This window comes from Cryobacterium sp. Sr3, from assembly GCF_004402835.1.
GTDB lineage: Bacteria > Actinomycetota > Actinomycetes > Actinomycetales > Microbacteriaceae > Cryobacterium > Cryobacterium sandaracinum.
In genome coordinates, this window is record NZ_SOFA01000039.1 from 1 (window position 1) to 21,625 (window position 21,625).

21 protein-coding genes and 1 tRNA gene are annotated in these 21,625 nt (G+C 69.0%); 18 read left to right on the forward strand and 4 right to left on the reverse strand.

Translation table 11 applies throughout. The annotated features are described in order from the left end of the window. Positions 1–765: 765 nt before the first annotated feature. Positions 766–1,515, reverse strand: a complete 750-nt coding sequence (locus E3N94_RS12690; RefSeq protein ID WP_134570350.1) for a hypothetical protein — start codon at positions 1,513–1,515, stop codon at positions 766–768. Positions 1,516–1,617: 102 nt separating this feature from the next. On the opposite strand from E3N94_RS12690, the gene E3N94_RS12695 reads away from it, so the two are divergent. The 9 genes from E3N94_RS12695 (at position 1,618) to xerD (ending at position 10,914) form a co-directional block, all read left to right on the forward strand. Continuing rightward, entirely contained in the window at positions 1,618–2,706 is a 1,089-nt protein-coding gene (locus tag E3N94_RS12695) for a hypothetical protein (RefSeq protein ID WP_241987124.1), read from the forward strand. Beyond that, positions 2,681–3,712 carry an HAD-IIA family hydrolase gene (locus E3N94_RS12700; RefSeq protein WP_134401395.1) on the forward strand — a complete coding sequence of 344 codons (1,032 nt, stop codon included), beginning with the start codon at positions 2,681–2,683 and terminating at the stop codon, positions 3,710–3,712. The genes E3N94_RS12695 and E3N94_RS12700 overlap by 26 nt, the downstream gene beginning before the upstream one ends. A 10-nt stretch (positions 3,713–3,722) precedes the next feature. Then, positions 3,723–3,893, forward strand: coding sequence for a hypothetical protein (locus tag E3N94_RS16640; protein WP_158250237.1), 171 nt, complete (start codon positions 3,723–3,725; stop codon positions 3,891–3,893). Positions 3,894–3,988: 95 nt separating this feature from the next. Then, the gene (locus E3N94_RS12705) at positions 3,989–4,795 is read left to right on the forward strand and encodes a TlyA family RNA methyltransferase (RefSeq protein ID WP_134570379.1); all 807 of its coding nucleotides are present in this window, start codon (positions 3,989–3,991) and stop codon (positions 4,793–4,795) included. Next, on the forward strand, positions 4,792–5,712 hold the full coding sequence (locus tag E3N94_RS12710; protein ID WP_104100385.1) for an NAD kinase: 921 nt from the start codon (positions 4,792–4,794) through the stop codon (positions 5,710–5,712). Before E3N94_RS12705 ends, E3N94_RS12710 begins: the two co-directional genes overlap by 4 nt. 9 nt (positions 5,713–5,721) lie before the next feature. Further along, complete coding sequence (gene recN, locus E3N94_RS12715; RefSeq protein WP_134570351.1) at positions 5,722–7,419, forward strand: DNA repair protein RecN; 1,698 nt, start codon at positions 5,722–5,724, stop codon at positions 7,417–7,419. Between the two features lie 11 nt (positions 7,420–7,430). Continuing rightward, the gene (locus tag E3N94_RS12720) at positions 7,431–9,152 is read left to right on the forward strand and encodes a CTP synthase (protein ID WP_104194538.1); all 1,722 of its coding nucleotides are present in this window, start codon (positions 7,431–7,433) and stop codon (positions 9,150–9,152) included. Positions 9,153–9,236: 84 nt separating this feature from the next. Beyond that, positions 9,237–9,860: an NUDIX hydrolase gene (locus E3N94_RS12725; RefSeq protein WP_174720203.1), complete on the forward strand. Its 624-nt coding sequence runs from the start codon at positions 9,237–9,239 to the stop codon at positions 9,858–9,860. A 67-nt stretch (positions 9,861–9,927) separates the two neighbouring features. Beyond that, positions 9,928–10,914, forward strand: coding sequence for a site-specific tyrosine recombinase XerD (gene xerD / locus E3N94_RS12730; RefSeq protein ID WP_241987125.1), 987 nt, complete (start codon positions 9,928–9,930; stop codon positions 10,912–10,914). A 782-nt stretch (positions 10,915–11,696) separates the two neighbouring features. Here xerD and E3N94_RS12735 read toward each other — a convergent pair. Continuing rightward, positions 11,697–12,488, reverse strand: a complete 792-nt coding sequence (locus E3N94_RS12735; protein ID WP_134570353.1) for a PIG-L family deacetylase — start codon at positions 12,486–12,488, stop codon at positions 11,697–11,699. Next, positions 12,485–13,756, reverse strand: a complete 1,272-nt coding sequence (locus tag E3N94_RS12740; RefSeq protein WP_233191335.1) for a glycosyltransferase — start codon at positions 13,754–13,756, stop codon at positions 12,485–12,487. Before E3N94_RS12740 ends, E3N94_RS12735 begins: the two co-directional genes overlap by 4 nt. Positions 13,757–13,963: 207 nt before the next feature. Between E3N94_RS12740 and E3N94_RS12745 the strand changes: the two genes are divergently transcribed. The 7 genes from E3N94_RS12745 to der are packed head-to-tail and all read left to right on the forward strand — an operon-like array spanning position 13,964 to position 20,374. After that, complete coding sequence (locus E3N94_RS12745; RefSeq protein ID WP_233191344.1) at positions 13,964–14,851, forward strand: ParA family protein; 888 nt, start codon at positions 13,964–13,966, stop codon at positions 14,849–14,851. Continuing rightward, the gene (locus tag E3N94_RS12750) at positions 14,835–15,644 is read left to right on the forward strand and encodes a ScpA family protein (protein ID WP_134401390.1); all 810 of its coding nucleotides are present in this window, start codon (positions 14,835–14,837) and stop codon (positions 15,642–15,644) included. The genes E3N94_RS12745 and E3N94_RS12750 overlap by 17 nt, the downstream gene beginning before the upstream one ends. Beyond that, positions 15,634–16,275: an SMC-Scp complex subunit ScpB gene (locus E3N94_RS12755; RefSeq protein WP_134570354.1), complete on the forward strand. Its 642-nt coding sequence runs from the start codon at positions 15,634–15,636 to the stop codon at positions 16,273–16,275. The genes E3N94_RS12750 and E3N94_RS12755 overlap by 11 nt, the downstream gene beginning before the upstream one ends. Next, positions 16,272–17,069, forward strand: a complete 798-nt coding sequence (locus E3N94_RS12760) for a pseudouridine synthase (protein ID WP_134570355.1) — start codon at positions 16,272–16,274, stop codon at positions 17,067–17,069. Before E3N94_RS12755 ends, E3N94_RS12760 begins: the two co-directional genes overlap by 4 nt. A gap of 19 nt (positions 17,070–17,088) precedes the next feature. After that, entirely contained in the window at positions 17,089–18,171 is a 1,083-nt protein-coding gene (locus E3N94_RS12765; RefSeq protein ID WP_134570356.1) for a prephenate dehydrogenase, read from the forward strand. A 2-nt stretch (positions 18,172–18,173) separates the two neighbouring features. After that, positions 18,174–18,860 carry a (d)CMP kinase gene (cmk, locus tag E3N94_RS12770; RefSeq protein ID WP_134416729.1) on the forward strand — a complete coding sequence of 229 codons (687 nt, stop codon included), beginning with the start codon at positions 18,174–18,176 and terminating at the stop codon, positions 18,858–18,860. After that, positions 18,857–20,374, forward strand: coding sequence for a ribosome biogenesis GTPase Der (gene der, locus E3N94_RS12775; RefSeq protein WP_104100397.1), 1,518 nt, complete (start codon positions 18,857–18,859; stop codon positions 20,372–20,374). The genes cmk and der overlap by 4 nt, the downstream gene beginning before the upstream one ends. Positions 20,375–20,386: 12 nt before the next feature. Here der and E3N94_RS12780 read toward each other — a convergent pair whose 3' ends face one another. Continuing rightward, a complete protein-coding gene (locus tag E3N94_RS12780) occupies positions 20,387–20,923 on the reverse strand; it encodes a hypothetical protein (protein WP_134570357.1) in 537 nt (178 codons plus the stop codon). Positions 20,924–21,097: 174 nt separating this feature from the next. On the opposite strand from E3N94_RS12780, the gene E3N94_RS12785 reads away from it, so the two are divergent. Continuing rightward, positions 21,098–21,174, forward strand: a tRNA-Pro gene (locus E3N94_RS12785). A gap of 177 nt (positions 21,175–21,351) precedes the next feature. Further along, on the forward strand, positions 21,352–21,615 hold the full coding sequence (locus E3N94_RS12790) for a helix-turn-helix domain-containing protein (protein WP_241987126.1): 264 nt from the start codon (positions 21,352–21,354) through the stop codon (positions 21,613–21,615). Positions 21,616–21,625 lie beyond the last annotated feature (10 nt).

Here is a 21,625-nt window from a genome sequence, read left to right on the forward strand (position 1 = left end):
CAGCGCCGATGGTACTGCAGGGGGGACCCTGTGGGAGAGTAGGACACCGCCGGACTCAACGTAGCAACACACACAATGGCCACCCCAACGGGTGGCCATTGTGCGTTAACCACCACCCCGGCGCCCACCAACTGCGACAGCCCCGCCCCAACCGTTCACCGGCGCACACGACCCCGCGGTACACCAGCCGAACCCACACAAACCAAGCGCGCACCACCCCCACCCCGCGGCGCACATCCGGCAGCGGTCGTGGCCAACTCAGGAGATCCAACCGGGCCGTGCCGGGCATCCGCACCAATGCCGCACTAATCCGCGGCGGCCGTCTACTGCGGGCAACAGATGTCCTGAGTTAGCCACACACACACGGGCCCTGGCCAAGCCGCCCCGCGGCGCACGCTCTACCTGCGCCCACCTCCATACCGTGCGTCCACCTCCACACCTTGCGCCACGAACCACACCACCCCGTGGGAGGGCACACCTGCACCAACGACAGTTGGCCACCCCTCGAGGTGACTTCCATGTGGTGAGCGAGAGTGAATGTCTTCATTCCGGTCGAAAGTGCCCGGTAGAGCCACCACTCTCGACCGGAGAGGGACACTCGCCGCGACCCGGTATGACACCGCCGGACTCGATTCAGAATCAACCAAAATGGCCTCCCAGACGGGTGGTCATTTGGCGTTGAGTTACTGTTGATAGGTCTGTCGAAATGACAGGTCAAATTACACAGGAGACACAGTGAGCCCTTCAGGAACGCACGATAACGAATCACGCGACGGCGGACGAGACGATCGTCGTTCCAACGGGGGTTACCAGGGCCGGTCCGACCGTCCGCAGCGTGACGGTGAGCGTCCCCCTTACCGCGGTAATTCCGAGCGTCCGAAGCAGGGAGGCGAGCGTCCTCCCTACCGCGGGAACTCCGATCGTCCCTCCACGGGCGGTTACCGTGCAAATTCCGAGCGTCCGGCCAACGGTGGCGAGCGTCCTTCGTACCGTGGCGATACCGAGCGTCCGCAGCGTGATGGTCAGCGTCCTCCCTATCGCGGCAACTCCGACCGCCCGGCCACGGGTGGTTACCGTGGCAATACTGACCGTCCCCAGCGTGATGGTGAACGTCCCCCTTATCGTGGCAACTCCGAGCGTCCGCAGCAGGGTGGCGAGCGTCCCCCTTATCGTGGCAACTCCGAGCGTCCGCAGCAGGGTGGCGAGCGTCCCCCTTATCGTGGCAATTCGGACCGTCCCTCTGCCGGTGGCTACCGGGGCAACTCTGAACGCCCGCAGGGTGGCGAGCGTCCTCCTTACCGTGGCAATTCCGACCGTCCGCAGCAGGGTGAGCGTCCTTCCTACCGTGGCAATTCCGACCGTCCGCAGCAGGGTGAGCGTCCCCCTTACCGTGGCAATTCGGACCGTCCCTCTACCGGTGGCTACCGGGGCAATCCCGATCGCCCGCAGGGCGGCGAGCGTCCCCCGTACCGGGGCAACTCCGATCGCCCGCAGGGCGGCGAGCGTCCCCCGCACCGGGGCAACTCCGATCGCTCCTCCGGCGGCGGGGAGCGCAAGCCCTGGGCCAAGGACGGCGCCCGTCCCGAGCGCACCGATCGCCCGCAGCAGGGTGGCGAGATGCCCTGGACCCAGCGCGGCGGTTCGCCGAACCGTGCCGGAGCTCCGCGCGGAGACGCCGGTAAGAAGCTGTGGACCCGTGACGGTGCCCCGGCCCGCGGTGACCGCGATGCCCGTGTCGTCGAAGAGGAGATGACCGAAGAGCAGCGCATGCAGCGTGAGCTTCGTTCGGTGCGCCCGCGCCACGACGACCCCGAGCTGCCCGACGACATCACGTCGCAGGACCTCGACCGGATCGCCCGCAACGAGCTCAAGACCCTCAGCAAGGACAACGCCGAGGCCGTCGGCCGCCACTTGGCCATGGCCGCCCGCGTCATCGACGAAGACCCCGAGCTGGCTCACCGCCACGTCCTGTCGGCTGCCCGTCGTGCCGGCCGGATCGCCGTGGTGCGCGAGAGCCTCGCAATCACCGCCTACGCCACGGGCGACTTCGCCCTGGCGCTGCGGGAACTGCGCACCTATCGCCGCATCTCCGGTTCCAACGATCAGCTTGCGCTGATGGTGGACAGTGAGCGCGGCGTGGGCCGCCCGGACCGGGCGCTCGAGCTGGGACGCTCCGTCGAGCGCGCCTCGCTGCCGGCATCCGTTCAGGTTGCCCTGGCGATCGCCATGTCCGGGGCGCGTCTGGACCTCGGCGAGACCGAGGCTGCGCTCAGCGAGCTGGAGATCCCGCAGCTGGACCCGAAGACCGCGTTCTCCTACAGCGCCGAGCTGTTCGCCGCCTACGCCGAGGTTCTCGGCGAGCTGGGCCGCGACGACGAGGCCGAACTGTGGAACGAGCGGGCCGAACGGGCCGACGCTGCCGTGTCCGGCGTGACCGATTTCGACGAGACCATGGAGATCCTCGAGATCGACGAGGAGGAGTCCGACGAGGAAGAGTCCGACGACACCGACACCGACACCGACACCGACGACTCCACCGACGACGACGACGCGACTGACGTCTCCGACGAAGAGTCCGCGAATGACGCCGACGACTCCACCGACGACGACGACGCGACTGACGTCTCCGACGAAGAGTCCGCGAATGACGCCGACGACTCCACCGACGAGGCGGAGCACGATGCTCAGGCGTCGCCGCGTGCCTGAGCCGGTCACCCCGCTCACCGGCGTCGACGTGGTTCTGGCCGACCTGGACGGTGTGGTCTACGCCGGTCCAGCGGCCATCCCGTTCGCGGTCGAGAGCCTGAACCGTGCGGCGGAAACCGTGCGGGTCGGCTACCTCACCAACAACGCGTCCCGCACCGACCAGTCCGTGGCGGACCACCTCTCCGAACTGGGCCTGCACACGGTGGCGACGGATGTCGTGACCTCACCGCAGGCCGCCGTGCGTCTGCTCGCGGATGAAGTGCCGGCCGGCTCGCGCATCCTCGTGATCGGCGGCGAAGGTCTTCTGACCGAGGTTGAAAAGGGTGGCTTCGTCGTCACCCGCTCGGCGGATGACGCTCCGGCCGCCGTGATCCAGGGCTTCTCGCCCGACCTCGGCTGGAAGGACCTGGCCGAGGCCGCGTTCGCCCTGCACCCGAACGAGGATGGCGTGGAGATCCCGTGGATCGCCACGAACACCGACTGGACCATCCCGGTGGCCCGGGGGATCGCGCCCGGCAACGGCACCCTCGTCTCCGCCGTGCACAGCGCCGTCGGTCGCCTGCCGATCGTGGCCGGCAAGCCCGAGGTGGCCATCTTCACCGAGGCCGTCACCCGCTTCGAGGCGCAGGCGCCCCTGTTCATCGGCGACCGCCTCGACACCGACATCCTCGGCGCGAACCGGGCCGGCATTCCGGCCGCGCTGGTGCTCACCGGCATCGACAAGGCCAAGCAGACCCTGGCCGCCGACGCCAAGTCGCGGCCGACGTATATCCTCGACGACCTGCGCCAGCTGCACGAGCCTTACCCGCAGACGGTGTTCTCCAAGGACGGCTCCTCCGCCACGGTGAACGGGGCGACGGTGCGCATTGTCGGCGCCGACGTCACGATCGTGGCCGAGGGTGACGGGGCGATCAACCTGCTCCGCGCCGCCTGCGCCGTGATCTGGGCATCCGGTCGGCCCATCTACGGGCTCACTGTTCCGGAGCGACTGTATCTCGGACGGTAACGTGGAGAGGGTGAATCAGCCCCACGTGACGACGGACGACGTAACCCAGGATCTTCCCGCGCGGCTCGCCGCGATCGAAGACCGGCCCCTCGAGGAGCGCGCCGCCGCGTACGTTCAGGAGCACGACGGGCTGCGGGGCCACCTCGAAGGTGGAGACGTTCCCCGGGCGAGCCACCCATGACCGACGTCGACGGAACCCCGATGGGCGCCCCCGATGACGTCGCCCCCGACACCAGTGCCAGCGACCCCAGCGACCCCGGCGTTGCCGGCGAGCGGATGCCCCACCAGCGCCTCGACTCGGCCGTCGCCGAGCGCGGTCTGGCCCGGTCCCGCACCGTCGCCGCGCAGCTGATCGTGGGCGGACTGGTCACGGTCGACGGCACGCCCGTCGTCAAGGCATCCGCCAAGGTGCGGGACACCCAGCTGATCGAGGTGGCGGCCACCGACCGCTACGTCAGCCGCGGCGCCCACAAGCTCATCGCCGCCCTCGACACCTTCGCGGTTCCGGCCCTGGGCCGCACGGTGCTCGACGCCGGAGTGTCCACGGGCGGCTTCAGCCAGGTGCTGCTCGAACGCGGCGCCGGCCAGGTCATCGGGGTGGATGTGGGGCACGGGCAACTGGCCCCTCAGCTGGCGACCGAGCCGCGACTCGTGCTGGTCGAGGGGTTCAACCTGCGCTACGCCACGGCCGAGAAGATCGCGGCCGCCTCCGGGGTGCCGCAGCGGGTGGACCTGGTCGTGGGAGACCTGTCCTTCATCTCCCTGACCACCGTGCTTCCGGCCCTGGTGGCGTCCGCCGCCGACGGTGCCGACTTCGTGCTGCTGATCAAGCCGCAATTCGAGGTCGGCAAGGGCAGCATCCGCGAGGGCGTCGTGCACGATCCGGGCCTCCGTGCCGACGCGATTGCCGGTGTGCTCTGGGCGGCGTGGGATCTCGGCCTCAAGACGAACGGTTTGATCGCCTCGCCCATCGCCGGCGGCGCCGGAAATCGCGAGTACCTGTGCTGGCTGTCGAGCGCGGTCGGCAGCAATCCGACAGAATGGATCGAACGCACAACGGCGCTGGTGGGAGTGACTAAATGAGTGCAGCACCACGCAACATCCTCGTCGTCGCGCACACCGGCCGCACGGATTCCCTCGAGGCCGCCGTCACCGTCTGCCAGCAGCTGCTGGCCGCCGGAGCCGTGCCGGTGCTGGCCCGCAACGAGCGCGCCGACCTGCTCGCGCACTGCCCGGACCTCGACGACCAGATCGCGATCCTGCACGAGTGCGTCGCGACCACCGAACTCGAACTCGTGATCGTGCTCGGCGGCGACGGCACCATCCTGCGTGCCGCCGAAGTCGTGCGCGGCTGTTCGGCCCCATTGCTCGGCATCAACCTCGGCCACGTAGGTTTCCTCGCCGAGAGCGAGCGCGACGACCTCGGTGAGGCCGTGCGCCGGGCTCTGCTGCGCGACTACCTGGTCGAGGAACGCATGGCCCTCGCCGTTCGGGTCAAGCTCGGCGATGAGGTGATCTACGAGACCTGGGCGTTGAACGAGGCCACAGTCGAGAAATCCAGCCGTGAACGGATGCTCGAGGTCGTCATCGAGGTCGACGGCCGCCCGCTCTCCTCCTTCGGTTGCGACGGCGTGGTCATGTCCACGCCCACGGGCTCCACCGCCTACGCCTTCTCGGGCGGCGGCCCGATCGTCTGGCCGACGCTCGACGCGCTGCTGCTGGTGCCGCTCAGCGCTCACGCCCTCTTCGCCCGCCCGCTCGTCGTGGGCCCGGACTCGTCGCTCGCCGTGGAGGTGCTCGCCCGCACCGGCGGGGCCGCGGTGCTCTGCGCCGACGGTCGCCGCGTGCACGACCTGCCGCCGGGCTCCCGTGTGATCGTGCGCCGTTCACCGATTCCCGTTCGGCTGGCCCGCCTGCACAGCGGCCCGTTCACCGACCGACTGGTCAACAAATTCAACCTGCCCGTCACGGGTTGGAGAGGCCCGGTCGGCCGTGAATAGGCGTTCCGCATGATCGAGGAGCTCGTCATCCGTGACCTCGGTGTCATTGCCGAGGCCACCCTGCCGCTCGGCCCCGGCTTCACCGCCGTGACGGGCGAGACCGGCGCCGGCAAAACCATGGTCGTCACCGCCCTTGGCCTGCTGCTCGGCCAGCGTGCCGATCCCGGTCTCGTGCGCCAGGGCCAGTCGCAGAGCTGGGTGGAGGGCCGCTGGCTGATCCCCGCCGACGGCACCGTCGCGACCCGCGTGCGGGACGCCGGGGGAGACCTCGACGGCCCCGAACTCATCCTCAGCCGCTCGGTGTCCGCGGAGGGACGCAGCCGGGCCGTGGTCGGCGGGCGCAGCGCCCCCGCCGGCGTGCTCAGCGACCTCGGCGGCGACCTCGTGGTCGTGCACGGCCAGTCCGACCAGGTGCGTCTGCGTTCGGCCGTCGCCCAGGCTGCAGCCCTGGACCGCTTCGCCGGGCCGACGCTCGCCGAAACCCTCGACCTGTTCCAGAGGGCCTACTACCGCTGGCAGGGCCTTCAGAGTGAGCTCGACCGACTCGTCGACGAGCAGGACCAGCGCGCCCGCGAGGCCGACACGCTGCGCGCCGCCATCGACGAGATCGAACTCGTCGCCCCCCAGCGCGGCGAAGACGAGTCGCTCAGCGAACGCGCCGAACGCCTCGGCAACCTCGAGGAGCTGCGCATCGCGGCCGCCCAGGCCCGGGAGTTGCTCTCGGCGGAGGAGAACCCCGACGAGATGCCCGACGCTGTCGCCCTGCTCGAGTCCGCCCGGCGCCAGCTCGAACGGGCCGGGGAGCACGACCCGGCCCTGCCGCCCCTTGCCGAGGCACTCGCGAACGCCGGCTTCCTGGTTGCCGACATCGCCGCGCAGCTCTCCAGCTACCTGGCCGGCCTCGACGCCGATGGCGCCCGCGAACTCGAGGTCGTGCAGGAGCGCCGCTCGGAGCTCACCGGCCTGGCCCGCAAGTACGCGGGCGGCCTTGACGAGGCCATCGACTTTCTCGACACCGGCAGTGCCCGTCTGCTCGAACTCGACAGCGACTCCGACCGCATAGACACGCTCCGCACCGAAACGGATGCCGCACGCCAGTCGACTGACGGCCTCGCCGACCAGCTCACCGGCATCCGTCGTGCTGCCGCAGAGGCCCTGGGTGCGGCCGTCACAGCCGAACTGGCCGCCCTGGCCATGCCGAACGCGTCGCTGCTGGTCGAGGTCGACGGCCGGGCCGAGATCACCGCCACCGGACGCGACCTCGTGAAGATTCTCCTGCGCCCGCACGCGGGGGCGGAGCCACGGTCGCTGGCGCGCGGGGCCTCCGGTGGCGAACTGTCCCGGGTGATGCTTGCGATCGAGGTCGTCATCAACCAGACCGACCCGGTGCCGACCTTCGTCTTCGACGAGGTCGACGCCGGCGTGGGCGGCGCCGCGGCGATCGAGATCGGCCGCCGGCTGGCCCGGCTCGCCGAAACCGCCCAGGTTATCGTGGTCACCCACCTTGCCCAGGTGGCCGCGTTCGCCGGCAACCACCTCAGCGTCGTCAAGGACAGCGACGGCTCCGTCACCGCCAGCAGCGTGCGCCAGCTGCACGGCGACGAGCGTGCCGCCGAAATGGCCCGCCTGCTCTCCGGCCTGCCCGATTCCGCGAGCGGACTCGAACATGCCCGGGAGCTCATGAACCTCGCCCGCGCCAACCGATAGGTCAGCCCTCAATGCTAGAGTCGAAGCCCGTGGTGGAAAATAAAAGCACGGACGCATCAGTACGCAACGACACGACACGACACATTTTTGTGACCGGTGGTGTCGTTTCTTCTTTGGGCAAGGGCCTGACGGCGGCAAGCCTCGGCAATCTCCTCACGGCCAGCGGTCTCCGCGTGGTCATGCAGAAGCTCGACCCCTATCTCAACGTGGACCCCGGCACGATGAACCCGTTCCAGCACGGCGAGGTCTTCGTGACCGACGACGGTGCTGAGACCGACCTGGACATCGGACACTACGAACGGTTCCTCGACATCAACCTCAACCAGGCCGCGAACGTCACGACCGGTCAGGTCTACTCGCAGGTGATCGCCAAGGAACGCCGCGGCGAGTACCTCGGCGACACCGTGCAGGTCATCCCGCACATCACCGACGAGATCAAGCGCCGCATGCGCCTGCAGGCCAGCGACGAGTTGCGCCCCGACGTGATCATCTCCGAGATCGGCGGCACGGTCGGCGACATCGAGTCCCAGCCGTTCCTCGAGGCGGCACGCCAGGTGCGCCACGAACTCGGCCGCAACAACGTCTTCTTCGTGCACGTCTCGCTGGTGCCGTTCCTCGGCGCCGCGGGGGAGCAGAAGACCAAGCCCACCCAGCACTCCGTCGCCGCCCTGCGTTCCATCGGCATCCAGCCGGATGCGCTCGTGCTGCGCAGCGACCGGCCCGTCTCCGACTCGAACAAGCGCAAGATCGCGCTGATGTGCGACGTCGACGAAGACGCCGTGGTCAACGCGGTCGACGTGCCGAGCATTTACGAGATCCCCACCATGCTGCACGAGCAGGGCCTGGACAAGTACATCACCGACCGCCTCGGCCTGCCCGTCACCAGCGTCGACTGGACCGGTTGGCAGAAGGTGCTCGACGCCGTGCGCGAGCCCCAGCACACCGTCACCATCGGGCTGGTCGGCAAGTACATCGACCTGCCCGACGCCTACCTGTCGGTCACCGAAGCGCTGCGCGCCGGCGGATTCGCCAACCAGACCAGGGTCCAAGTCACCTGGATCGCCTCCGACGACTGCGAGACCGAGGAGGGCGCGAACCGCCTGCTCGGTGAGCTCGACGGCATCTGCGTTCCCGGCGGCTTCGGCGTGCGCGGCATCGAGGGCAAGCTCGGCGCCCTCAAGTTCGCCCGCGAGAACGGCATCCCCGTGCTCGGCCTCTGCCTTGGCCTGCAGTGCATGGTCATCGAATACGCCCGCAACAAGGCCGGCCTCACCGGCGCATCCTCCTCGGAGTTCGACGAGGACACCGAGTTCCCGGTGGTCGCGACCATGGAAGAGCAGGTCGAGATCATCGCGGGCGGCGACCTGGGTGGCACCATGCGCCTGGGTCTCTACCCGGCCGTTCTGGCCGAGGGATCCATCGTGGCCGAGCTCTACGGTGCCTCCGAGGCGTCCGAACGTCACCGCCACCGCTACGAGGTCAACAACGCGTTCCGCTCTCAGATCGCGGATGCCGGACTGTGGTTCTCGGGCACCTCACCCGACCGCCACCTGGTCGAGTACGTCGAGCTGAAGCGCGAGGAGCACCCGTTCTACGTGGGCACGCAGGCGCACCCGGAGCTGCGCAGCCGGCCCAGCCACGCGCATCCGTTGTTCCGCGGCCTGATCAGCGCGGCCCTGGACCGCCAGCAGGCCAGCCGCCTGTTCGAGGTCGAAGCCAAGGAAGAAGCCTGAGCCGTGACCCACCCGTCTGTGCCCGCCGCCAACGTGACCGCTCCTGTGACCGCCGAGAAGTCCGGCGAATCGGCCTCCGCCCCGCTGGCGGATGAGCCGGCCTTCGCGGCGGTCTCGGACAGCGCGATCGTTTTCGACGGCAAGGTGTGGGATGTCCGCCGCGACACCTTCGGCTATAACGGCTCCCGCATCAATCGCGAGTACCTGGACCACCCGGGCGCCGTGGCGATCCTCGCCCTCGACGAGCACAACCAGGTGCTGCTGATCAAGCAGTACCGGCACCCCGTGCGCACGCGCGACTGGGAGCTGCCGGCCGGGTTGCTCGACGAAGACGGCGAGCATCCACTCGTCGGAGCGCAGCGCGAGCTGGCCGAGGAGACCGACCTCGTCGCCACCGAGTGGAATGTGCTCGGTGAGTTCGCCACCTCGCCCGGCGGCAGCAACGAGGTCATCCGCATCTACCTGGCGCGCGGCCTCGCCGCGGCTCCGGAGATCTTCGAGCGCACCGAGGAAGAAGCCGACATCGAGGTGCGCTGGGTGCCGCTTGATGACTGCGTCGATGCCGTGCTGGCCCGCCGGGTGCAGAACCCGTCGCTGGTGATCGGGGTGCTCGCCGCCCAGGCAGCCCGCGCGCGCGGCTGGAGCACCCTCGGGGCGGCGGATGAGCCGTGGCCGCGGCATCCGGTCAATTGGGACCACACGGTGTGACCGGTTGGCCTCGTCTGGTGGTGTGAGCGGTGCGGCTGGTGTTCCTGCTGGCCGGGGCGTCGCGGGTTTGGGCGGTCCGCCTGCACCGGGAGTTGCCGGTGGGGTCGTCGCGGTGGCCGTGGACTCGTATCTGCGGCACGTCGCGATCGAGCGCGGCCTGAGCACCAATACGGTGTCCGCCTACCGGCGTGACCTGGCCATCTACAGCCGGTGGCTTGCCGCGGTCGGGTTGACCGGACTTGCCGACGTCACCCGGCAGCACGTCTCCGACTACGTGCGGTTCTTGGGATCCCGCGAGGAGTCGCCGCTGACCGCGGCGTCGATCGCGCGCATCCTCTCGACCGTGCGCGGGTTTCACCGATTTCTGCTCGAGGAGGGCGTGGTCGACACCGATGTCGCCCACGAGTCCAAGCCGCCCAAGCTCGGCACCCGGCTGCCCAAGGCAATTTCGATCGAGCAGGTCACGCTGTTGCTCGCGGCGACGGACGGCGACGAGGTGCACAACCTGCGCGACAAGGCGCTGCTCGAGCTGCTCTACGCCACGGGCGCCCGCGTCTCGGAGGTGGTCAACCTCAATGTGGACGATGTGCTCGACCCCGAGGTGGTGCGCCTCACCGGCAAGGGCGACAAGCAGCGCATCGTGCCGGTCGGCAGTTACGCGCGCGCGGCCATCGACACGTTCCTGGTGCGGGGGAGACCGCTGCTCTCCGCCCGTGGACCGGCGACGCCGGCCCTGTTCCTGGGCCTTCGCGGCAAGAGGCTCAGCCGGCAGAACGCGTGGTTGATCATCCGGGCCGCGGCCGAACGCGCCGGCCTCGAGGGGCATGTTTCGCCGCACACGCTGCGGCACTCCTTCGCGACGCACCTGCTCGAGGGCGGGGCCGATGTGCGCGTGGTGCAGGAGTTGCTCGGCCACTCCTCGGTGGCCACCACCCAGATTTACACGCTCGTCACCGCGGATACCCTGCGCGACATGTACACGACGGCGCATCCGCGGGCGCGGGTGTCCCGTTCCGTCCCCCCGGTGGTTGAGTCACCCCGCGGTGAAGGTTGAGCCCCCGCCGGTCCTGGACGAGCTCAACCCCGCCTGACTGTTCCCGTTTCGGACAACTGTTGCCCGTGTACCGGCAACAACTGTCCGGAACGGCAACAGTGGCGACCGGGGCCGCCGTGCGCCGCTGACGTTTGAGCTTTCCGGGATATTCCGTTCGAGCAGCCACCGAAGGCTGCGTCTCGCGTTTTCTCCGAAGTTACGTGACGACGGATGCCGAGAGCCGCCCACGCTCGCGGCTGCGGCGGCCCGGCCGGTGGTTGAGCCTCCCGAAACTTGGTGACCTGGCCCTCGAACCCGCCCGTCGGCATCCGTCACCGTCGCTAGCTTCGGAGTTTTTCGGAACCCGCCGGTCGAGCGGCCACCGAATGCGGCGTGTCGCGATTATCCCCGAGGTTACGTGACGCCGGCTGTCGAGAGCCGCCCCCGCTCTGGGCTGCGGCGGCCCCGCCGGTCCGGGATGCGTAGCCTAACCCCGCCTAACTGTTGCCGTTCCGGACAACTGTTGCCCGCGTACCGGCAACAATTGTCCGGAACGGCAACAGTGGCGGCCGGGTCCGCCGCGCGGGGCATCCGTCACCCGCGTCGTCACCCGTCGGAGTCTCGGCGCCCTCCCTGGCATAGCTCCTGCAATTTGGCTGCCGGGAGCCGGTTCCACCGTGTTTTCGGGCCTATTCTGCAGGATTTGCAGGAGTTATGCACGAGGGGCTACACACCAGGCCGGCGGCTGACCAGCGGAAGCCAGTGCAGATCCCGCAGACGGGCGCAGGTCGGTGCGGCCGACCTCAGAGCAGGCGCAGCCCCACCACAGTGATGATCGGCTCGCGCTGCCCGCCGGAGTGCACGATGTGGCCACCGCCCTCGTCGACGGTGAGCTGGCTCGCGTGGCAGCGCAGGGCAGCCGTGACCGTCGCGAGGTGCGCCGACAGGTCGAACCACTCGGCCGCACCCGCACCCGCACCCGCACCCGCAACACCCGCACCCGATGTGGCTCCATCCACCCCCACCTGCACCACCTCGGCAAACGCGACCCCCGCAGCCCGGCTGCCGGCCAGCGCCGCTTCATGCATGCGCACGTGATCCGGATGCCCGTACCCGCCACCGTTGTCGTAGCTGATCACGAGGGCAGGCCGAAGCTGCCCGATCAGCGCGGCCACATCCGCGGTCACTTCGGCCAGGGGCGCCCGCACCAGGGCGTCGCCGTCGATGTCGTCGGCCGGCCCGGCCAGCCCCGGACGAATCCAGGTCATGCCCGAGTCCCGGTACGCGCGCGGCGCGAGGCCCGCGGCGCGCGCGGGCGGCGTGCCCAGCCAGAACCGATCCGCGAGACCGATGCCGAGGGCCGCCGCGGCGCAGGCGAGCTCCCGCTCGCGTTCCCGGGTGAGCGCATCCGTGCCCTCGAGCACCGACAGCGGCCCGCGCACGACCTCGCCTTGCTCGCCGCGCGTGGCGGTCAGCAACGACACCCGGATGCCCCGGGCTGCCATTTCCGCAATCAGCGCACCCGTCGCAATGGTTTCGTCATCGGGATGAGCGTGCACGAACAGAACAGTGGGAACACCGTCCAGCAGACTCACGCGCTGAGCAGTGAGGGGCGGCGGTCGCCGGCACCGGGGCGCACCAGCGACCGGTACACGGTCACGAGGCCTTCTGCCGACCGCGGCCAGTCCAGGTGCTCGGCCCGCTCGCGCGCGGCGAGCGACAGACGCCGGGCGAACGCGGGGTTCGAGAGAATCTGCGTGAGCGCGCCGGCCCAGACCTTCGGATCGCGCGAGTCCAGCACCACGCCGGTGTCGCCGTCGAGCACCGCCTCGCGCAGTCCGCCGGCCGCCGCGGCGACGACGGGAACACCGCTCGCGGCCGCTTCCAGCGCCACGAGCCCATACGTTTCAGAGTGCGAGGGTACGAGCACGACCCGGGCGCCGCTCAGCAGCAGAGCCAGGTCCACGCGGGACTGCGGACCCACGAAACGCACGTTGCGTTCGATTCCGTGCCGGGCCGCGAGGGACCGAAGCTCGTCGATATAGCCGTCGTAGTCGGCTGACGCGTCGCCGGCGATCACGAGTTCGGGCCGGATCGGCTCCGGCACGGCCGCGATCGCCTCGATCGCGAGGTCGAGGCCCTTCAGCGGCTGCAGGCGCCCCGCGACGATCGCGTACCCGCGGATGTCGATCGGTCCAGAAAGCTCGGCAGCCCCAACCGCGGCGGCACCGACACTCCGGATGTCCGTGGGCCGGAACAGAATCCCGTCCACCCCCGGCAGCACGATCGAGATGCGCTCGGGCGCACCGCCGAGCCGCTGCACGATGGTGTCGGCCTCGGACTCGCTGATTGCGACCAGGGCATCCGACTCCTGCGCCAGCCAGGCCTCGCCGGCCATACGCCCGGGGGACTCGGGGCGTTCGCCGGCCGACAACGGCGTCGACGCGTCGGCCGCGATGCTGTGGAAGCTCTGCACGTGCGGGATGCCCCGGCGGCGCGCGAGCGGGAGCGCCGCCATACCCGAGAACCAATGGTGCGAGTGGATGACGTCGTAGGGTCCCAGCGCATCCATCTGCACGCGGAACGCCTCGATGAACTCCTCGTGGTCGCCCTTCGGCACGGGACGGGCCGGTCCGGCCTCGAGAAAGCGGAGCGTCACTCCGGGGCTCAACTGCATCGTCTTCGACACGGGGGAGGAGCGACGGGTGAGGATATCGACGTGGTGGCCGGCGGAGGCAAGAGCCTCCGCCTGGTGCCGCACGACCACGTTCATGCCCCCGGCGTCGCCCGAGCCCGGCTCAGCTCCCGGGGACGTGTGCAGGCAAACGAGCGCGATTCGGAGGGGCGTAAATGGCTGAGGCACTTGAAAATCTTAACGCAAGAGCCTGTGACTCACCCGGTTCCACAGATCAGAGACCGATGACGGACCGATGACAGGCCGATGACAGGCCGAGACACGCCGGATTCACGCGGCAGACCTGCGGTTTTCGGCGATCCGTGCCGCAACATGCCCGATCCGATCGCTACAGTGGGGACAGTGACAGGTGTAAGACGGATCGAGGGCATCTCAGTGGCGCGCAAGCAGGATGACCGGACACGACTTTCCGGTTTAGACGAGGTACCGGTCGGTGCGACCGGTCGACCCAAGCGCGACTTCGATGAACCCGCGGTTCTGCCCAGTCATGGCCCGGCGCGCATCATTTCGCTGTGCAACCAGAAGGGCGGCGTCGGCAAGACGACGACCACCATCAACCTGGGTGCCGCCCTCGCCGGCTACGGCCGCCGCGTGCTAGCCATCGACTTCGACCCGCAAGGCGCCCTCTCCGCCGGTCTCGGTGTGCCCACCCACGACGTCACCACCATCTACGACCTGCTGCTGAGCGGCTCGGTCAGCCCGCACGACGCCATCCAGAAGACGTCGGTGCACAACCTCGACATCATCCCGGCCAACATCGACCTGTCCGCCGCGGAGGTGCACCTCGTCAACGAGGTCGCCCGCGAGCAGATCCTGGCCCGCGTGCTGCGCAAGATCTCCGGCGACTACGACGTCATCCTGATCGACTGCCAGCCGTCGCTGGGTATCCTCACCGTCAACGCGCTCACGGCCAGCCACGGCGTGCTCATTCCGCTCGAGTGCGAGTTTTTCGCCCTCCGCGGTGTGGCGCTCCTGATCGAGACCATCGACAAGGTGCGTGACCGGCTCAACCCGGCCATCGAACTCGACGGCATCCTGGCCACCATGTTCGACTCCCGCACCCTGCACTCCCGCGAGGTGCTCGAGAGGGTCGTCGACGCGTTCGGCGACAGTGTGCTCGAGACGGTCATCGGCCGCACGGTCAAGTTCCCCGACGCGAGCGTCGCCGGTGTCCCGATCACCGAATTCGCACCCGAGCACGCGGCCGCCAAGGCCTACAAGCAGGCGGCGCGGGAACTGATCCAGCGTGGCGCCGTCGCCTGACGCAGACGCACCGAAGTCGTTTTCGGTCGCCCTCGGCAACTTCGAGGGTCCGTTCGACCTGCTCCTGTCCCTGATCGGCAAGCACGAACTCGACATCACCGAGATCTCCCTGAGCCGGGTCACCGACGAGTTCATCGCCTACCTGCGCGGCCTCGACCAGGACGAAGAGCTCGACCAGGCCACCGAATTCCTGGTGGTCGCTGCCACCCTGCTCGACCTCAAGGTCGTCGGGCTGCTGCCGCAGGGTGAGCTTGTCGACGCCGAAGACGTGGCTCTGCTCGAGGCCCGCGACCTGCTGTTCGCCCGGCTACTGCAGTACCGGGCCTTCAAGAGCGCGAGCGCCTGGTTCCAGGGCCGGCTCGACGCCGAGTCCACCCGGCACGTGCGGGCGGTGCGGCTGGAGGAGAAATTCCGCCGCCAGACTCCCGAGCTGGTCTGGACTCTCTCCCTCGGCGACTTCGCCGCCCTGGCCGCCCTCGCACTCACCCCGCGGGTTCTGCCCGGCGTGGGGCTCGACCACCTGCACGCGCCGCTGGTCAGCATCCGTGAACAGGCGGCCTACGTGGTACGGATGCTGCGCGCCGCCGACACGCTCACGTTCCGCGAGCTGATCGTGAGCGCCGAGGTGAAGGGCGTCGTGATCGCCCGTTTCCTGGCCGTGCTCGAGCTGTACCGCCTCGACGCCATCTCTTTCGACCAGCTCGTGCCGCTCGGCGACCTCAGCCTGCACTGGAGTGCCGAGACCTGGACCGATGACACCCTCGCCAACCTCGGAGCCGACTATGAGCATTGACACGACTATGAGCAGTGACACCGCCCCCGCAGCAGAGAACGCAGGGAACACAGAAAACACAGAGGGCACGGATGCCCCGCGCCCCCCGCTCGAGCGCACCCTCGAGGCCATCCTGATGGTCGCCGACGAACCGCAGGGGCTGCTGCAGCTCGCCGCGGCCGTCGACGCCACGCTGGGCGAGGTGCGCGCATCCGTCGCCCGGCTCGTGGCCGACTTCGACGGCCTCGCCGGCACCGTGCGCCGCGGCTTCGAGCTGCGCGAGGTGGCCGGCGGCTGGCGCATCTACGTGCGGCCCGAGCACGATGTGACCGTGGCCGACTTCGTGGTCACCCAGAACCCGAGCCGGCTTTCGCAGGCGGCCCTGGAGACCCTCGCCGTGATCGCCTACAAGCAACCGATCAGCCGCGGGGCTGTAGCCTCGATTCGTGCCGTTAATGTGGATTCGGTCGTGCGCACACTGCTCGGCCGCGGTCTGATCACCGAAGCGTTCACCGACAGTGAGACCGGTGCGATCAATTACGGCACCACAGACCTTCTGCTAGCCCAGCTCGGAATCAACTCGCTCGACGAGTTGCCATACCTATCGCCGTTGCTCAATGACGGCGCGAACGGATTTGAGGAATTGCCATGACAACCGACAACCAGGGGATTCAGGGGACACCCACCAATCTCGAGGCCGCCGCCGACGGCGTGCGCCTGCAGAAGGTCATGGCCTCCGCGGGCGTCGCGTCCCGACGGGTCTCCGAGGAGATGATCGCCGCCGGCCGCGTGCGCGTGAACGGCAAGGTCGTCACCGAGCTGGGCCGCCGGATCCACCCCGACTCCGACCTGATCATGGTCGACAACGTCGCCGTGCAGCTGGACACCAGCCGCCGCTACGTGATGCTGAACAAGCCCGTCGGCGTCGTCTCGTCGATGCAGGACGAGAGTGGACGCCCCGACCTGCGCGAGTTCACCAACCAGTTCGAGGAGCGCCTGTTCAACGTGGGCCGCCTCGACGCGATGACGAGCGGTCTGCTGATCCTGACCAACGACGGCGATCTCGCGCACGTGCTCGCGCATCCGTCGTTCGGGGTCTTGAAGACCTACATCGCCAAGGTCGAGGGCCGCGTGTCGGCGCAGACCATCCAGCTGCTGCAGAGCGGCATCGAACTCGACGACGGGCCCATCTCCTCCGACAAGGCGCGCATCCTGACCAGCCCTCCCGGCGACGGCTTCAGCCTGGTCGAGCTCACCCTGCACTCCGGCCGCAACCGCATCGTGCGCCGCATGATGGAGTCCGTCGGCCACCCCGTCGTCGACCTCGTGCGCCGCCAGTTCGGCCCGCTGCACCTCGGCACGCTGCGCGTGGGCGCCGTGCGCGACCTGACCAAGGTCGAACTCGGGCAGCTGCTCACCGTGTCGCGGGCCGAAACCAAGATCTAGGCCCAGGTCAGGAGTTCCAGTGGTTGAATCTCGCCTGATCGGGCCCGTGCGCGTCGTGGGCACCGGCCTGCTCGGCACCAGCATCGGCCTGGGCCTCCGCGCGCGCGGCATCGACGTCATCCTCGCCGACGCGTCGCCGACCAACCTCAGCATCGCCGTCGACTACGGCGCCGGCCGCGCCGCCACTGCCGGCGACCTGCCGCAGCTGATCGTGGTGTGCGTGCCGCCCGACGTGACGGCCGAGATCGTCGCGCGCGAGCTGGCCGCCCACCCGCAGGCGATTGTGACGGATGTCGCGAGCGTCAAGCTCGCCCCGCTGCAGGAGTTGCGCGCACTGGGGGCCGACGTGTCCCGCTACATCGGCGGTCACCCGATGGCCGGCCGAGAACGCGGGGGACCCCTCGCCGGCCGCGCCGACCTCTTCGTCGGGCGCCCCTGGGTGGTGGCCGCGCACGACGCGATCAGCTACCAGCAGGCCACCGCGATCGACGACTTGATCCTCGACCTCGGCGCGATCCTGGTCGAGATGAGCCCCGAGGAGCACGACAGTGCGGTGGCGCTCATTTCCCATGTGCCGCAGGTTGTCTCCACGATCATGGCGCGCCGGTTGACGGATGCCGCCGGCTCGGCCCTGAACCTCGCCGGCCAGGGTCTGCGCGACGTGACCCGCGTCGCGGCCAGCGACCCCGAGCTGTGGGTGCAGATCCTCGGCGCGAACGCCGAACCCGTGCGGGACATCCTGCTGGCCTACCGCGACGACCTCGACCGCTTCATCGACGCCTTGGAAGCCCCCGCCGCACCGGGCGCGCGCCGCAAGGTGGCCGAGGAACTCGCCGGCGGCAACGCCGGGGTGGCCCGCCTGCCCGGCAAGCACGGCCAGGACCGCCGCTTCGTGTCGCTGAGCGTGATGGTCGACGACACCCCCGGGCAGCTTGCCCGACTCCTCAACGAGGTCGGCGAGGTCGGGGTCAACCTCGAAGACCTCCGCCTCGAGCACTCACCGGGCGCCCAACTGGGCCTGGCCGAAATTTCTGTACTCCCTGAGGCCGTTGGTCGCCTCACCGAAGAGCTGGCCGCCCGCGGCTGGCGGATTGCTGGTTAATCATGGGTCGTCACTCAAGCCCCCACATCGTCGCCATCGACGGGCCGGCCGGCAGCGGCAAGTCCAGCGTCAGCCGCGCCGCCGCCAGGCGCATCGGCTTCGACTACCTCGACACGGGCGCCGCGTACCGGGCCTTCGCCTGGTTCGTCAGCGACCGGGGCATCGACCCGGAGCACACCGACGCCGTCGTGGCCGCCCTGGGCGACTTCGACTACTCCATCGGCATCGCCCCCGACGAGCACGTCGTTCGGGTCGGCCGGGCGGATGTCACCGACGCGATCCGCGACCCCGCCGTCTCCGCCATCGTCAGCTCCGTGGCCCGCATCCCGGAGGTGCGCACGCACCTGACGGAGCTGTTTCGCGCCATCGCGGCAAGCTCCAAGCGCACCGGAATCGTGATCGAGGGCCGGGACATCACCACCGTGGTCGCTCCCACCGCCGAGATCCGCATACTGCTCACGGCTTCCGAGGAGGCTAGAATGACTAGGCGCTCTGCGGAAATATCGACCCAATCGACTGACACCGTGGCGGAACAGCTGCGATCCAGGGATCACGCTGACTCACAGGTTGTCGAATTCATGAGCGCCGCAGACGGTGTGACCACCGTCGACTCCACCCATCTCGACTTCGAACAGACCATTGACGCGGTCCTCGACGTCATCAATACCTACCGCGAGGCCATCGCATGACCAACAACAACGACTTCGACGACACGATCCCCGACCCCGACACCGAACTGGTGACGCGCCTGGACGATCTCGACGACGACCTGGTGACGCAGCGCGCCGCCGCCCTCCGCACCGGATTGAACGAGTACGACCTCGCGGACGAGGACTTCGACGTTCTTGACACGGTGACGGAAGACCCCGACGCCATCCAATACCTGCCGGCCCTGCCGGTCATCGCCATCGTCGGCCGCCCGAACGTGGGCAAGTCCGCGCTCGTGAACCGCATCCTCGGCCGCCGTGAGGCCGTCGTGGAGGACACCCCCGGGGTGACCCGCGACCGCGTCACCTACAAGGGTGAATGGCACGAACGCCGCTTCAGCCTCGTCGACACCGGCGGCTGGGAGCCCGACGCCAAGGGCATCGACGCATCCGTCGCCGCGCAGGCCGAGCTGGCCATCGAACTTTGCGACGTCGTCATGTTCGTCGTCGACGCCAACGTGGGACCGACCTCCACCGACGAGGCCGTCGTGCGCCTGCTGCGCAAGGCCGGCAAGCCCGTCTTCCTCGTCGCCAACAAGGTCGACGACATCCGCCAGGAGCCGGAGGCCGCGAGCCTCTGGGCGCTCGGCCTCGGCCAGCCCTGGCCTGTCTCGGCCCTGCACGGCCGCGGCGTCGCCGACCTGCTCGACGCGATCCTCGAGGAACTCCCCGAGATCTCCGCCGTCGCCAAGCAGGAAGTCGGCGGACCGCGCCGCGTCGCGATCCTCGGCCGACCGAACGTGGGCAAGTCGAGCCTTCTGAACAAGGTCGTCGGCGAGGAGCGCGTTGTCGTCAACGAGCTCGCCGGCACCACGCGCGACCCCGTCGACGAGCAGGTTGAGCTCGGCGGCAGGGTGTGGCGCTTTGTCGACACGGCCGGCATCCGTCGTCGCGTGCACCTCTCGCAGGGCGCCGACTTCTACGCCTCACTGCGCACCAGCGCCGCACTGGAAAAGGCCGAGGTGGCCGTGGTCCTGATCGACGTGACCGAGGTGATCAGCGAGCAGGACGTGCGCGTGATCGACCTGGTGCTCGAATCCGGTCGCGCCCTCGTGCTGGCCTTCAACAAGTGGGACCAGATCGATGACGACCGTCGCCGCTACCTGGAACGTGAGATCGAGCAGGACCTGGCGCACGTTTCCTGGGCGCCGCGGGTGAACATCTCGGCCAAGACCGGCCGCCACATGGAGAAGCTCGTTCCGGCCCTCGAGACCGCTCTCGAAGCCTGGGACACCCGCATCGCCACCGGCAAGTTCAACGCGTTCCTCGCCGAGCTGGCCGCGTCGCACCCGCACCCCGTGCGCAGCGGCAAGCAGCCCCGCATCCTGTTCGGCACCCAGGCCTCCAGCCGCCCGCCGACCTTCGTCATCTTCACCACCGGGTTCCTCGACCCGGGCTACCGTCGCTACATCCAGCGTCGTCTGCGCGAGGTCTACGGCTTCGAGGGAAGCCCGATCAACATCAGCATGCGCGTGCGCGAAAAGCGCAAGCGCTAGCCGCTCCGCGCGTCACAAGGCCCCGTCCGGGAGATGTCTCATCTCCCGGACGGGGCCTTTTCGGTCGTCTGAACCACCAGCTCCATCACGACCCGGCCTTTCCGCACCCGCGCCGCGGGCCTGGGCGGCAGCCGCGCACAGCCGCGCACAGCCGCGCCGCCGCAACTCCGCGCCGCCGATTCCGACCCGCACCACGAAGCATGTGACCGGCCACACGGATGCGTCGTCAGGCTTCTGCCGGCTGCCCACGGTGACCACCGTCGCCCGTTGCAGCCGCGAATACGCCGGCTTCGGCTCAACCGCGCACCAACCGACCGGCTCTCCGTCGAGAAACGCGATGACGCCCGGCCCGGGCGCGCTGGCCTGCACCTGCTCCCGCAGCGTCCCGGCGCACGCTTGCGCTGTAGCGTTCTGGAACTCCCGGTTCGGTAGCTTGAAGTACTGGCACCAGCATCGTGCCGGGTCGCCGCGGGTGGCGAACACCTGGCTCACGTCTTCCCGCAGCACGGATGCGGCGGCTTCGATCCTGATCTCGCTGTCTGCCGGCATGCGCTCACGCTCCGCCCGCGCCGTCGCTGTGCCACTGCATCGGTCGCCCGTGCTCGGTTCAGCACCGCGACTTTCCCTCCGCGGCCCAGACGGTGCGCGAGTGGTTCCCAGACGCGGTAAGATATTCAAGTTGTCTCCTGCTGATTCTGTTCGTTGGAATCGGTGCAAGAGCGGCGGGCTGTGGCGCAGCTTGGTAGCGCACTTGACTGGGGGTCAAGGGGTCGCAGGTTCAAATCCTGTCAGCCCGACCAAATGTCCCGGAAACTCAAGGGTTTCCGGGACTTTTTTGGTTAAAGAATTGACTACCCCATCACAAACCCATCTTTTACTCCTCTCCGGAGCCGCTGAGACGGCCTTCCCATCCGAGGCGGCGACCTCGTTCTCGGTCCATCCCGGTCGTCCGGGAGTGTGGTGCGCACCTTCTGGGTATGAGCATCCACGACGAATACCCAACCTCCTCCTCTACCGCCTCCACCGACGCGTGGGGCCTGGAACCCCTGATGGACATCACCGAGCTGGCGACCTACCTCGGCATCCCGATCTCCACTGTCTACGACTGGCGCGTGCGCGGCAAAGGCCCAACGGCGTACCGGTTCGGCAAACACCTGAAGTTCGCCATCTCCGACGTGCGGGCCTGGATTGCCGAGCAGCGGGAACCCACCAGCCCGCCCCGGCGCACCGATCGGCGGTGAGCTGAGATGT

Excerpts from the sequence above, each read along its gene's own strand:
- E3N94_RS12695 (WP_241987124.1), top strand. The coding sequence starts at position 1,618 with ATGCCCTGGACCCAGCGCGGCGGTTCGCCGAACCGTGCCGGAGCTCCG.
- E3N94_RS12700 (WP_134401395.1), top strand. The coding sequence starts at position 2,681 with ATGCTCAGGCGTCGCCGCGTGCCTGAGCCGGTCACCCCGCTCACCGGC.
- E3N94_RS12705 (WP_134570379.1), top strand. The coding sequence starts at position 3,989 with ATGCCCCACCAGCGCCTCGACTCGGCCGTCGCCGAGCGCGGTCTGGCC.
- E3N94_RS12710 (WP_104100385.1), top strand. The coding sequence starts at position 4,792 with ATGAGTGCAGCACCACGCAACATCCTCGTCGTCGCGCACACCGGCCGC.
- recN (WP_134570351.1), top strand. The coding sequence starts at position 5,722 with ATGATCGAGGAGCTCGTCATCCGTGACCTCGGTGTCATTGCCGAGGCC.
- E3N94_RS12720 (WP_104194538.1), top strand. The coding sequence starts at position 7,431 with ATGCTAGAGTCGAAGCCCGTGGTGGAAAATAAAAGCACGGACGCATCA.
- E3N94_RS12755 (WP_134570354.1), top strand. The coding sequence starts at position 15,634 with ATGAGCATTGACACGACTATGAGCAGTGACACCGCCCCCGCAGCAGAG.
- E3N94_RS12760 (WP_134570355.1), top strand. The coding sequence starts at position 16,272 with ATGACAACCGACAACCAGGGGATTCAGGGGACACCCACCAATCTCGAG.
- cmk (WP_134416729.1), top strand. The coding sequence starts at position 18,174 with ATGGGTCGTCACTCAAGCCCCCACATCGTCGCCATCGACGGGCCGGCC.
- der (WP_104100397.1), top strand. The coding sequence starts at position 18,857 with ATGACCAACAACAACGACTTCGACGACACGATCCCCGACCCCGACACC.
- E3N94_RS12780 (WP_134570357.1), bottom strand. The coding sequence starts at position 20,923 with ATGCCGGCAGACAGCGAGATCAGGATCGAAGCCGCCGCATCCGTGCTG.
- E3N94_RS12790 (WP_241987126.1), top strand. The coding sequence starts at position 21,352 with ATGAGCATCCACGACGAATACCCAACCTCCTCCTCTACCGCCTCCACC.